Raw genomic sequence first — 11,838 nt, forward strand, 5'->3', positions numbered from 1 at the left:
ATTTAGATTATGGACAAATGAACTCAATTTTATTATCCATTATTTTAATTCCTGTTATTGAAATATTTCTTCTAATAAAAATTGGTTCTCAAATTGGCGCAATTACTACAATTTTACTTATATTCACTACTGCAATTGTTGGGGTCTACTATGCAAAGTATGAGGGTTTAAATACTCTTAAATCTGGGTTTGAACAGATAAGTAGAAATAAAGCACCAACATATGAGATGATTGCAGGGGCTGCAATTGCTTTCGCTGCTCTTTTATTGATCATCCCTGGCTTTGCAACAGATGTTATTGGGTTTTTAATAATATTTCCTCTTTCTAGAAATTTTTTATTGAAAAAATTTTTTAGTAAATTTAAAAATAAAGAAAGAGAAACAAGAAAAAACAGTTTCATTGATGGAGACTTTGAAGATATAGAGGATCAAGATGACAAAAAATTATAAAATCCTAGGTAATTATATTAAAGATATGTCCAGTGAAACTCCTGATATTGAAACTCACATTTTTGTAAAAGATTATATTTCAAAATATCAACTTAACATTGATATAACTTCTAAAGCACTAAAGAATAAAATGATTGAAGTAAATACAATTTTAAAGTTTGAAGATAAACAAGAAAATAAAAAAAAATCCTATTTTGAAATAAATTACTCAACTATTGTGGAAATCAATGATGAAATAAAAGAAAAAAAAGATCTCGAAAAGATAATACTGTGTGATGTTCAAATTGAGATTTATCCTAAGTTAGAAAAATCATTTTTAAATTTGTTACATAATTCAGGATATCCAGATGTAAAATTTGAGAAAAAAATTGATTTTGATCAACTTTATAGTCAAAGATTAAATTAAAAGAAATTTTTTTTTAAATTGTTTTTTAAATACTCTTTATGTTTTTTTAATTCTTCAGCTGTTGGTGAAATTACTTTTTTAAAATAATTTACCACTGTATTGTTTCTTTGATTAATTGTTGTTTCATCTGTTTGAAAATTTAATTTTGGTTCCTTTTGATCTATTAAATTAATATAAACTTTAGCTAACAAATCACAGTCAATTAATGCAGTATGGTGGGTTCTTTTTGAATTATCTACTCTATATCTCTTACAAAGAGCATCTAAACTTACTGGTGATCCAGGAAATTTATCTCTTGCTAAAATTAGGGTATCAATAATCTCATTATCAATTTTTTTTTTTCCAATAATGGCCAATTCATTATTTAAATGACCCAAATCAAAATCAGCATTGTGAATAATAAGTCTCTTATTTTTTATAAAATCAATAAATTGCTCACCAATATCACTAAATTTTTTTTGCTTGGCCAAAAATTCATCATTATATCCATGAACTTCTAATGCCTTTTCTGAAACTTTTCTTTCTGGGTTTAAATAACAGTGGAACTTATTATTTGTCGGTATTAAATCTTCAAGTTCTATACAGCCAATTTCAACGATACGATGTCCCTCTTTTATTGATATACCCGTTGTTTCCGTATCTAATACTATTTCTTTCATTTATATAATTTCTTTTAAAATATTGTTTATACCATCATTAATAGATTTTTTAGTAAAGTTATTTTTAATAACAAAGTTAGATTTCTTCTTTTTATAACTAGTTGGATATTGAATAGCTTTAAATTTTTTTAAAAGTTTTTGATTAAAATTTTTTCTTTTTTTTAATCTTTTTAAAATACTAGATTTTTTAGATTGCACATAAACCAATATATCTTTTTTATCATTAATTTTATTCTCTAAAAATAATGGAATATCTAAAATTACAATTTTTTTATTTTTATTTTTTTTAATAAAATTATTCATTTTTTTTCTTATTTCTAAATGAACAATTTTAACTATTTTATTTAGATTGTTATTTTTAGCTAGAATTGCATTAGAGATTTCTGTTTTTTTAATTGGAAATGAGCAAATGTATTCTGGTAGTTTTGCTTTTAACTTATTAAAAATGTTTTTGTTTTTTTTATATAATTGGGCAACCTCATAATCAGCATTAAAAACAGGATAACCAAAATTCTGTGCAACATAACTCTTGCCAGAACCTATATCCCCTAAAATTCCAATTTTAATCATTTTTCTAAAAGTTTCATAACATTTTCATCTATATCAGGTTCAAATCCATGCCAAATTTTAAAAGCTAAATAGGCCTGATAAACAAACATTAATTTCCCATTTAAAGTTGTGTTGCCTAATTTTCTTCCAATCTTTAAAAAATTTGTCTCACTAGGATTATAAATAACATCATAAAATAATTTATTTCCAGAGGTTGATGAAAAATTAAGATTAATGTTGTCCTCTTTTTTTAATCCCAAACTTGTAGCATTAATAATTATATCAAAATTTGAGGTTTCCCCCCACTCTAATATTTCTATATTTTTAAAAAGTTTTTTTAAGTTTTCTGCTTTTTCTTTTGTTCTGTTACATATTTTTATCTTTGAAACATTCATTTTAGTTAAAGCAAAAATTATCGAGGGAACCACCCCTCCTGCTCCCAAAATTAAAACTTCTTTGTTATCAAAATTGTATTCTGATTTTTTTATACTAGTTTCAAATCCAAATATATCCGTATTATGCCCTGTTAATTTGTTATTTTTGAGATAGATAGTGTTAACAGATTTTGTATTTTGAGCTTCAGTACTTAGCTCTTCCAAATAAGGAATAACAGCCTTTTTAAATGGTACTGTAACATTGATACCATTAATTTTTTTATCTTTTACCTTTGCAATAAGATTCTCTAATTCATCCTCATTTAATTTTTGTTTTTCATAAATTGCATCAATACCATTACTCTTAATCCAATAATTGTGTAAAAGAGGAGATAACGAGTGTTCAATTGGATTTCCTATCACTAAAAATTTTTTCATTGGTAATGGTTTAAATATTCTTTAATTTTAATAACAGGCAGCCCCATTATAGTATCTTTGTCTCCAACAATATCTGAGAATAAATTTCTTCCTTCACCTTCAATTTGATATACATTATAAGCATATAGAGTTTCATCTGGTATCTTTGATAAATAATTTATCAGATATTCTTCTGAAAAACTTTTCATAGTTAATTCGGCTTTGTCAGTATAATTCCAAATCATTGACCCATTTTTCGAAATACAGACTGAGCTTATTAAATTATGTTTTTTCCCATTTAGCTTTTTTAAAATTATTAAAGCCTCCCCTCTAGTCTCAGGCTTAGATATTAGCTCCCCCCCCAAATCTATCACGCTATCAGCTCCTAAGACCATTTTGTCTTTTTGACTTGAGCTAACCTTGTTAGCTTTCAGCTCAGCTAAATTTTTTGAAATAATTTCTGGTAAGGCCAAATCACGAATAAGTGCTTCTTTAACTAGATCTTCATCTACGTTTGATGGTTGAACATCACATCTTATTTGATGTTTGTCTAATATTTCTTTTCTAACTTTACTCTTAGAAGCAAGAATAATTTTATTTGACATTGTTTAGGTATATTTCGTGTATTTTTATTATTGATGCAGCTGTTTCTTCAACTGATTTTCTCGTTACATCTATTGTTGGCCATCTGTATTTTTGAAAAGTTTTTTTTGCATCTATAATTTCTTTCTTAATATTTTCAATACTTGTATAGTTTGTGTTTTCAGTTTCCTTTAAAGAATTCATTCTGTTTTTTCTTAAATCAACCAGACGTTCTGGCTCAGTGTTTAAACCAATAACACAAGTTATTTGTGGGTTTTCTTTTAATTTATTAGGCAAAGAATTTTCATTTACCAAAGGTATATTTGATGTTTTAAATCCTTTATTTGCAAGATAAATTGATGTTGGTGTTTTGCTTGTTCTACTTACGCCCACCAAAATAATATCTGATTTTTCTATATCATTTAATAAATTGCCATCATCATGGTTCATTGTAAACTGGATGGCTTCTATTCTATCATAATATTCTTCATTAAGTACGTGTTGACCGCTCGGTTCATGAGATGCCTTTTGATTGAGAATTTTAGAAAAATTTAAAATTAAGTTTCCTAAAACGCCAAAACAAGGTATTTTTTTTTCTTCACTTGCGTTAGCTAAACATTTGGCTAAACCATTATCTACAATTGTATAAAGTATTACCGAGTTTTCGATTTTTTTGGCATCTTCTAAAATTTTAAGAATTTGATTTTCTGTTCGAGTGAAAGAATAAGAATGCACTTTGTATTCAATGTTTTTAAATTGAGCTTTCAGTGCTAGGAAGATTCGATCTAATGTCTCTCCTGTTGAGTCAGATATAAGATAAATTTGATATGTACTACTCATGAATAAATTGTTAGTAAATTTGTATTATTTTACTAAAATTACACAATTTAAATATTGATTAATTATTATTGTAAAATAAGGGTTTTATTAACATTAATAAAAATATGAATAAAATTATACAATTTATTGAATAAAAATTTAAAAAGCTTCAATTTAATCAATATTATTAATTATTAATTGTTATTAAGTTGTTAATAAAATGTTAAAAAATACTTATCTTCAATATTCACAACACATAATACTAATACAATAAATAAATATATATTTAATATGACTCCTCTACACGAAGTAATAATAAATAAAAATACAAAGATAAATCCAATCTGGATAATGAGACAGGCTGGAAGATATCTGCCTGAATTTAGAGATATAAGAAAATTAAATCCCAACTTTATAAATTTATGTTTAAATGAAAATTTATCCTCAGAAATTACCTTACAACCTTTAAAAAGATTTAATTTAGATGCTGCAATAATTTTTTCAGATATCTTAATGTTGCCATATGGGTTAAATCAAAAAGTTGAATTTGAGAAAGGTTTTGGTCCAAAACTTGGTGAGTTGAATATAAATGAAATGTCAAAATTAGATGAAATTGATTTTGTCCAAAAGGTTTACCCAGTTTATAAAACAATCAATAAAGTAAGCACACATGAAATTACGAAAGGTAAAAACACAATAGGTTTTGTTGGAGCTCCTTGGACTTTATTGGTGTATATTATTAATCAACAATCTCCTAAAAAAAAACTAAAAGAGAATTTTTTTAAAGATAATTTTCTAATAAATAGGATTTTATTAATTTTAGAAAAGTTTCTAAAAATACATATTAAAAACCAAATTGATAACGGCGCAGATATAATACAAATTTTTGATAGTTGGGCAGGTTTATTAGAAGAAAAAGATTTACCTAACTATGTTTACTCTCCAACTTTAAATATTGTTAATTATGTTAAATCTTTAAATACACCGGTTATTTGTTTTCCTAGAGAGATTAAAAATTATAAAGAATTCTGTGAGATTGTTAAACCAGATGCTGTAGGTATTGATTATAATATTGATCCAAAAAAAATTTTAAGAGATATTAAGATACCAGTTCAAGGAGGACTTGATCCTAAAATATTACTTTCTGATAAAGAAACATTAAAAAAAGAAGCAACTAAATACTTAGATCTATTTAAAGATCATCCTTATATTTTTAATTTGGGTCATGGTGTTTTACCCGAAACAGATCCTAATATGTTTGAGTTTTTAGTTAACACTGTAAAAAGCTATTAATGAAAAAGGCGGTAATTCTTTTTAATTTAGGGGGACCTGACAAATTAGAAAATGTGGAACCATTTTTATTCAATCTTTTTAATGATCCTGCGATATTGAATATACCTACTATTTTTAGATATCCTTTAGCTAAATTAATTTCTAATAGAAGGGCACCAACTGCAAAAAAAATATACCAAGAACTTGGTGGTTCTTCTCCTATTTTAAAATTAACAGAAGAACAATCTAATGCTCTTGAGTTAGAACTTAATAATAATGATCAGAATTCAGAGTATGAATGCTTTGTTGTAATGAGGTGTTGGCACCCAAGAGCTGAGGAAGTTGTAAAAAAGGTTAGAAATTTTAATCCGGATGAAATTATATTAATGCCTTTATACCCACAATATTCTGCTGCTACATCGGGATCTTCAATTAAAGAATGGAAAGATATTTGTAAAAAAAACAATCTTAAAATTAAAACAAGCACAATCTGCTGCTATCCAACAGATGACAATTTTATATTGGCACATAAAGAAGAAATTTTAAAAAAAATAAACAATTTAGAAAATTTTAAACTAATATTTTCTGCTCACGGTTTACCAGAAAAAAATATTATAAAAGGTGATCCCTATCAGTGGCAAGTAGAACAATCGGTTAATAAAATTGTTAATTCTTTAAAAATTAAAGATTTAGATTGGATATTAAGCTACCAAAGTCGTGTTGGACCCTTAAAATGGATTGGTCCATCTACAGAAGATGTAATTATAGAAAATTCAAAGTTAGAGAAACATATTGTGCTAGTCCCAATAGCATTTGTATCTGAGCATTCAGAAACTTTAGTAGAATTAGATATAGAATATAAAGAATTGGCTGATAAAAATGGATGTAAATATTATACTAGAGTACCAGCGTTAGGAGTAAATGAAAATTATATAAAAGCGATGTCCAATTTAATTATTAAAAAACAGAATTATAATTTTGATGGAAAACTTTTTCCTCCAAAAATAAGATGTCCCAATCAATTTACTAAATGTCCATGCTTAAATCGTGAATAGTTATTTATTATTTAAAAGCTTACATTTGATAGCTGTAGTCTCGTGGATGGCTGGTCTTTTATATCTTCCAAGAATTTTTGTTTACCATGTTGAGAACAAAGAAAAAAAAGAAGTTACAGACATTTTTGAAGTAATGGAAAAAAAGCTTTTCTATTACATCATGCGACCTGCGATGATTTTCACTTGGATTTTTGGTTTAATTTTAATTTATTTAAATGGGATTGAAATATTCTCTCAACTTTGGATGCAAATAAAAATTATTCTAATTATTTTGTTATCGGCCTATAATGATTACCTAGGAAAATGCCTTGTATCTTTAAAAAATGATTTAAACACCAAATCTTCAAAATTTTTTAGGATCATTAACGAAGTTCCTACAATAATACTTATTTTTACAGTATTTCTAGTGATTTTTAAGCCAATCTAAGGTTGAAATTTCACTTGTAACATGTATATTGATTTTTCCTATCAATCCTCAATAATTTAAATCATGAACATCCAAGAATTGAAATTAAAATCCTCTGAACAACTTATTACACAAGCCGAAGAACTTGGTATTGAGAATGCTAGCACCTTAAGAAAACAAGAAATTCTTTTTGCTATCTTAAAAAAAGTTGCAGAGAAAGAAGAAATTACTGGAGCGGGTGTTTTACAGTTATTACAAGATGGATTTGGTTTTTTAAGAGCAATGGAGTCAAACTATTTGCCAGGACCAGATGATATTTATGTTAGCCCAAGTCAAATTAGAAAATTTGGTTTAAGAACCGGAGATACTGTAGAAGGACCAGTTAGAGCCCCAAAAGAAGGCGAAAGATATTTTGCATTACTTCAAGTTAGTAAAATTAATTTTGAAGAACCAGAAAAGGCAAGACACAAAATTGCATTCGAAAACCTAACTCCATTATATCCAGATGAACAAATGGTTATGGAAGTAGAGACAACGAAAATTGAAAAAAAACCTGATTTAACCCCAAGACTAATCGACCTTGTAAGTCCAATTGGAAAAGGTCAAAGATCAATAATTATTTCTCCACCAAAAGCTGGTAAGACAATGATCTTACAAAGTATAGCAAATTCAATTGCTAAAAATTATCCAAAAAGTTATTTGATGGTTTTATTGATCGATGAAAGACCAGAAGAAGTTACCGATATGCAAAGATCTGTAAAAGGAGAAGTAATTAGTTCTACCTTTGATGAGCCAGCACAAAGACACGTTGCTGTAGCCGAAATGGTTATTGAAAAAGCAAAAAGATTAACAGAAAATAAAAAAGACGTAGTTATTTTACTGGACTCAATTACAAGATTGGGAAGAGCTTACAATGCTGTTATTCCTAGTTCTGGTAAAGTTTTAACTGGTGGTGTGGATGCGAATGCACTTCAAAGACCAAAAAGATTTTTTGGAGCAGCAAGAAATATTGAAGAAGGTGGATCTTTAACAATTATCTCAACTGCATTAATCGATACTGGTAGCAGAATGGATGAAGTAATTTTTGAAGAATTCAAAGGAACAGGAAATAGCGAAACTGTCCTTGATAGAAAAATAGCTGACAAAAGAATTTATCCCGCAATTGATATAACGAAATCTGGAACAAGAAGAGAAGAATTATTATTTGATAAAAATGACCTACAAAAAATGAATGTTCTTCGAAGAATAATTGCTCCAATGGGGACTATGGATGCAATCGAATTTATCAATTCAAAATTAAAAGACACTAAAAACAATGCAGAGTTTTTTAATTCTATGAATAAACCTGCTTAGAAAATATTATTCTGTTTAAGATTAGTTATTAAAAATAAAATAATTAATTTATTATTTTCTTATAGATTTTCTCTAAATCTTTAGTGAAAACTTTACTATCAAACAATTTACTTAAGTTTTTCTCCTGAGCTAAGTGGTTTTTTAAAATTTCAATCTCTTCATAGTTTTTTGCTAGAGATATAGCTTTTGTTTCATAGTCTTTTAAATTTGAGACAATCAAGTTTTCTAGACCAACGTTTGTCAAAATACTGCTAGCAACTCTTGAAGGAAAAGATTTCCCTTTTAAAGTTAAAATAGGAATTCCCGCTCTAATGGCTTCGCTAGCAGTTGTATGAGCATTGTAAGGAAACGTATCAAGAAATAAGTCTATTAATTCAAGTCTTTTTAAATGTTCTTTAACTAGAACCTTTTCAGCAAAAATTATCCTTTCTTTATTTACTCCTTGTATCTCAGCCTCCTTTAACAAATTTCTTCTCCCTAATTCTTTATCTTGTAATAGCCACAAAACACTAGACTCACATTTTTTTAAAATGTTCATCCAACTTTCAAAAATTAAAGGAGTTATTTTGTAACTGTTATTGAAGCATCCAAAAATAAATTTATCTTCAGGTAGGCCAAAATCTTTTTTATTTAAATTTTTATTAGAAATTTCAATTTTTTCCTGATTTGCTTGATAGCAGTTCGGCAAATATATTACTTTTTCTGAAAAATATTTTTTATTTTCCTCGGGTATAACAATTTTATCTGCAATGATATAATCAAAGCATTTTGTTCCCATTGTGCCAGGGTAACCTAAATAGTTTATTTGCTTGGTGGCTAGCTTGTTAAAGAAAATACTGTATCTAGCATTGAATGTAAGGCCAGTTAAGTTAACAGCAATATCTAATTTAAGTTTTTTGCTTAATGATTTTATTTCAATGTCTGACATGTTGGATGCATCAATAAATTTATCAAAATATTTTTTAACTCTTTCAGTCCATCCATCTTTTGAAGGACCAATACTAAATCCATAAATTTCAAATTCAGATTTATTGTGATTTTTGAAAACATCTAACATTAAATGCATTACTGGATGATTATGAAATTCAGCTGAAAAATATCCAATGATTATTTTATCACTTTTAAATTTAATTTCCTGCTTTGTTGTAACTAAATTATTATTATCTAAATAAAGTTCTGTGATAATTTTTTGTTGCTCTGGGTCATCAATTAGTGACATGTGAGGAAAAGGGTAGATTGTTTTTTTTTGGTTTTTTATATCATTTTTTATAACTTCTATTTCACTATTGTAATCTTTCCAATCATTCAAAATCATTTTAGCATGCAACTTTTTTCCTTTAATGTAATTAAAATTTTTATTTATTCTTAAAACATTATCGTAATCCTCAATCGCTTTTTCAAATTGATTTAAGTAAGATTCTAGTAGATCACCCCTATTACTATAAGCTTCAGCAAAATTTTGATTTAACTTTATAGCTTGGGTATAAGATTTGTGGGCAGTATTATATTTTTTTAATTTTCTGTATAAATTTCCCAAATTATTATAAATTTTAAAATCATTTGGTCTTAATCTAATACAAATTTCAAAATATTTTATTGACTCATTGAATTCAGAAATTTCTTTTAAAGCTACTGCTTTATTTAAGTTAGCATCAAAATAATTTTGTCTTAAAGATAATGCTTTATCATAATCTTTGATAGCTTTTAGATAATTACCTTCTTCTGCAAAAATTATTCCTCTACCATTATAGCTTTCTGGAAAATTACTATTAATTTTAAGCGATTTATTTATAAAATCTTTTCCTTTCTGGTAATCATTTAATTGCACGCATGTAGTGGCTAGAAGAAATAGCAAGTTGCTATTGTTTGAATTTTTTTTCAATAATTGTAAATATATTACTTGAGCATTTTTAATTTCCCCATTTATGTGAAGTTTTTTAGCTTCATCGAATAATAGTTCGTCTGATTTCATAATATTTTTAAAATTGTATTAACTAACAAATTTATAATATTTATTCGTTCATGTAAGGTGTATATTTATAAAATATTTATGACTATTTATGCATTATCAAGCGGTCCAGGAGTATCCGGAATTGCTGTTATAAGAATTTCAGGACAAGAAACGTCTAAAGCAATTGAATTATTAACTGGTAAAAGTGTTCCTAAACCAAGGGTAGCAACGCTCAGAAATATAAACAAAGTCCATACTTCTGAGCTAATTGATGAAGGTATAATACTGTGGTTTCCAGGCCCTGAGAGCTACACAGGTGAAGATATGGCTGAAATACAGGTACATGGAAGCAAGGCTGTAATCGACGCTATTCATGCTTCTATTTCAGATATTCAAAATTGTCGTTTAGCAGAACCAGGCGAGTTCACAAAACTTGCCTTTCAAAATGGAAAAATAAACTTACTTAAGGCCGAGAGTATTGCAGATTTAATCTCCTCGGAAACAGAAATTCAAAGACAGCAAGCAATTAAAATAATGAATGGAAAATCTGCTGATCAATTTAATCTTCTAAGAGAAAAACTTTTAAAAATTTTATCAAATGTTGAAGCTAAAATAGATTTTCCAGATGAAGATTTACCAAATAATATTTTAAAAGAAATTAAAAAAAACTCAGATGAAGTTTTAATTAACATTCAAAAAATTTTAAACGATCAAAAAGTTGGAGAAAGAATTAGAGAGGGTTTTAAGATTGCAATTCTCGGACCCACTAATGCTGGAAAATCTAGCCTCTTAAATTATTTATCAAACAGAGATGTTGCAATAGTTTCAGAGATTGCAGGGACGACAAGAGACGTAATAGAAACGCATCTTAATATTGATGGTTATCCCGTAATAGTTTCTGACACCGCAGGTATAAGAGAGTCTAAAAATGAAATTGAAAAAAAAGGTATTAAATTATCTTTAAGTAGGGCTGAAGAAGCAGATTTGAAGTTGGTTGTTGTTGATGCAAAAAACACCGACTTTACTGATGTTTTAAAGGGTTTGTTAGATGAAAATGCAATCTTAGTAATAAATAAATCGGATCTCTTAGATGGAGAAATTGATTCTGAAATCAAAAAATTAAATCATGTATTAATTTCGATCAAAGAAAATCTAAACATAGATGAATTAATTTTAAAAATAAAAAATAATTTAAAAAATAAATTTATAACAAATGATGATATTTTAATTACAAGAGAACGACACAGACAACATTTAAAACAATGTTCAGAGCATCTCAATAATTTTAATAAAAAAAATGAAGCTGAAGATTTTGATAAAGCTGCAGAAGATTTAAGGTTAGCCACTAGACATCTTGGTATGATTGTTGGAAAAGTTGATGTTGAGGAGATATTAGGTAGTATTTTTAACGATTTTTGTATAGGCAAATAATAATCTATTTTCCTTGTTTTTGTACTCTTTTTTTTGCAAAAACGTTAATAATTAAAGTTTATTTAGTCAAAACTATACGACCCTTGTAAATATAATAATCAGTTATAAATTTAGC

At 27.1% G+C, this 11,838-nt stretch carries 13 protein-coding genes; 7 read left to right on the forward strand and 6 right to left on the reverse strand.

All coding sequences use genetic code 11. The features are described from left to right. Positions 1–17: 17 nt before the first annotated feature. Together AC5SLZ_RS06785 and AC5SLZ_RS06790 are read left to right on the forward strand one after the other, a co-directional pair. On the forward strand, positions 18–449 hold the full coding sequence (locus tag AC5SLZ_RS06785; protein ID WP_494615534.1) for an FxsA family protein: 432 nt from the start codon (positions 18–20) through the stop codon (positions 447–449). After that, complete coding sequence (locus AC5SLZ_RS06790; protein WP_028036092.1) at positions 433–855, forward strand: protein-export chaperone SecB; 423 nt, start codon at positions 433–435, stop codon at positions 853–855. Before AC5SLZ_RS06785 ends, AC5SLZ_RS06790 begins: the two co-directional genes overlap by 17 nt. Here AC5SLZ_RS06790 and dnaQ read toward each other — a convergent pair. The 5 genes from dnaQ to AC5SLZ_RS06815 are packed head-to-tail and all read right to left on the reverse strand — an operon-like array spanning position 852 to position 4,276. Next, positions 852–1,514 carry a DNA polymerase III subunit epsilon gene (gene dnaQ, locus AC5SLZ_RS06795; protein WP_494615536.1) on the reverse strand — a complete coding sequence of 221 codons (663 nt, stop codon included), beginning with the start codon at positions 1,512–1,514 and terminating at the stop codon, positions 852–854. The genes AC5SLZ_RS06790 and dnaQ overlap by 4 nt on opposite strands. Next, positions 1,515–2,084 (reverse strand): dephospho-CoA kinase, encoded by a 570-nt coding sequence (gene coaE, locus AC5SLZ_RS06800; RefSeq protein WP_494615538.1) that lies wholly within the window; start codon positions 2,082–2,084, stop codon positions 1,515–1,517. It abuts the gene before it with no gap. Next, positions 2,081–2,875 (reverse strand): shikimate dehydrogenase, encoded by a 795-nt coding sequence (aroE, locus tag AC5SLZ_RS06805; RefSeq protein WP_494615539.1) that lies wholly within the window; start codon positions 2,873–2,875, stop codon positions 2,081–2,083. The genes coaE and aroE overlap by 4 nt, the downstream gene beginning before the upstream one ends. Then, positions 2,872–3,459, reverse strand: a complete 588-nt coding sequence (locus AC5SLZ_RS06810; RefSeq protein ID WP_494615540.1) for a Maf family protein — start codon at positions 3,457–3,459, stop codon at positions 2,872–2,874. The genes aroE and AC5SLZ_RS06810 overlap by 4 nt, the downstream gene beginning before the upstream one ends. Continuing rightward, the gene (locus AC5SLZ_RS06815) at positions 3,449–4,276 is read right to left on the reverse strand and encodes a pyruvate, water dikinase regulatory protein (RefSeq protein ID WP_494615541.1); all 828 of its coding nucleotides are present in this window, start codon (positions 4,274–4,276) and stop codon (positions 3,449–3,451) included. Before AC5SLZ_RS06815 ends, AC5SLZ_RS06810 begins: the two co-directional genes overlap by 11 nt. 270 nt (positions 4,277–4,546) lie before the next feature. On the opposite strand from AC5SLZ_RS06815, the gene hemE reads away from it, so the two are divergent. From hemE to rho, 4 genes are all read left to right on the forward strand, one after another. After that, a complete protein-coding gene (hemE, locus tag AC5SLZ_RS06820) occupies positions 4,547–5,548 on the forward strand; it encodes a uroporphyrinogen decarboxylase (RefSeq protein ID WP_494615543.1) in 1,002 nt (333 codons plus the stop codon). Continuing rightward, complete coding sequence (gene hemH, locus AC5SLZ_RS06825) at positions 5,548–6,582, forward strand: ferrochelatase (protein ID WP_494615544.1); 1,035 nt, start codon at positions 5,548–5,550, stop codon at positions 6,580–6,582. Before hemE ends, hemH begins: the two co-directional genes overlap by 1 nt. Continuing rightward, positions 6,575–7,009: a protoporphyrinogen oxidase HemJ gene (hemJ, locus tag AC5SLZ_RS06830; protein WP_494615545.1), complete on the forward strand. Its 435-nt coding sequence runs from the start codon at positions 6,575–6,577 to the stop codon at positions 7,007–7,009. Before hemH ends, hemJ begins: the two co-directional genes overlap by 8 nt. A gap of 63 nt (positions 7,010–7,072) precedes the next feature. After that, on the forward strand, positions 7,073–8,341 hold the full coding sequence (gene rho, locus AC5SLZ_RS06835) for a transcription termination factor Rho (protein ID WP_028036101.1): 1,269 nt from the start codon (positions 7,073–7,075) through the stop codon (positions 8,339–8,341). 43 nt (positions 8,342–8,384) lie between these two features. Here rho and AC5SLZ_RS06840 read toward each other — a convergent pair whose 3' ends face one another. Then, positions 8,385–10,313 carry a tetratricopeptide repeat protein gene (locus tag AC5SLZ_RS06840; protein ID WP_494615546.1) on the reverse strand — a complete coding sequence of 643 codons (1,929 nt, stop codon included), beginning with the start codon at positions 10,311–10,313 and terminating at the stop codon, positions 8,385–8,387. Positions 10,314–10,391: 78 nt separating this feature from the next. Between AC5SLZ_RS06840 and mnmE the strand changes: the two genes are divergently transcribed. Then, positions 10,392–11,723, forward strand: coding sequence for a tRNA uridine-5-carboxymethylaminomethyl(34) synthesis GTPase MnmE (gene mnmE / locus AC5SLZ_RS06845; RefSeq protein WP_494615548.1), 1,332 nt, complete (start codon positions 10,392–10,394; stop codon positions 11,721–11,723). Positions 11,724–11,838: the final 115 nt, after the last annotated feature.

The sequence above is a fragment of the Candidatus Pelagibacter sp. PS_06 genome (assembly GCF_059418045.1).

Excerpts from the sequence above, each read along its gene's own strand:
- AC5SLZ_RS06785 (WP_494615534.1), top strand. The coding sequence starts at position 18 with ATGAACTCAATTTTATTATCCATTATTTTAATTCCTGTTATTGAAATA.
- AC5SLZ_RS06790 (WP_028036092.1), top strand. The coding sequence starts at position 433 with ATGACAAAAAATTATAAAATCCTAGGTAATTATATTAAAGATATGTCC.
- dnaQ (WP_494615536.1), bottom strand. The coding sequence starts at position 1,514 with ATGAAAGAAATAGTATTAGATACGGAAACAACGGGTATATCAATAAAA.
- coaE (WP_494615538.1), bottom strand. The coding sequence starts at position 2,084 with ATGATTAAAATTGGAATTTTAGGGGATATAGGTTCTGGCAAGAGTTAT.
- aroE (WP_494615539.1), bottom strand. The coding sequence starts at position 2,875 with ATGAAAAAATTTTTAGTGATAGGAAATCCAATTGAACACTCGTTATCT.
- AC5SLZ_RS06810 (WP_494615540.1), bottom strand. The coding sequence starts at position 3,459 with ATGTCAAATAAAATTATTCTTGCTTCTAAGAGTAAAGTTAGAAAAGAA.
- AC5SLZ_RS06815 (WP_494615541.1), bottom strand. The coding sequence starts at position 4,276 with ATGAGTAGTACATATCAAATTTATCTTATATCTGACTCAACAGGAGAG.
- hemE (WP_494615543.1), top strand. The coding sequence starts at position 4,547 with ATGACTCCTCTACACGAAGTAATAATAAATAAAAATACAAAGATAAAT.
- hemH (WP_494615544.1), top strand. The coding sequence starts at position 5,548 with ATGAAAAAGGCGGTAATTCTTTTTAATTTAGGGGGACCTGACAAATTA.
- rho (WP_028036101.1), top strand. The coding sequence starts at position 7,073 with ATGAACATCCAAGAATTGAAATTAAAATCCTCTGAACAACTTATTACA.
- AC5SLZ_RS06840 (WP_494615546.1), bottom strand. The coding sequence starts at position 10,313 with ATGAAATCAGACGAACTATTATTCGATGAAGCTAAAAAACTTCACATA.
- mnmE (WP_494615548.1), top strand. The coding sequence starts at position 10,392 with ATGACTATTTATGCATTATCAAGCGGTCCAGGAGTATCCGGAATTGCT.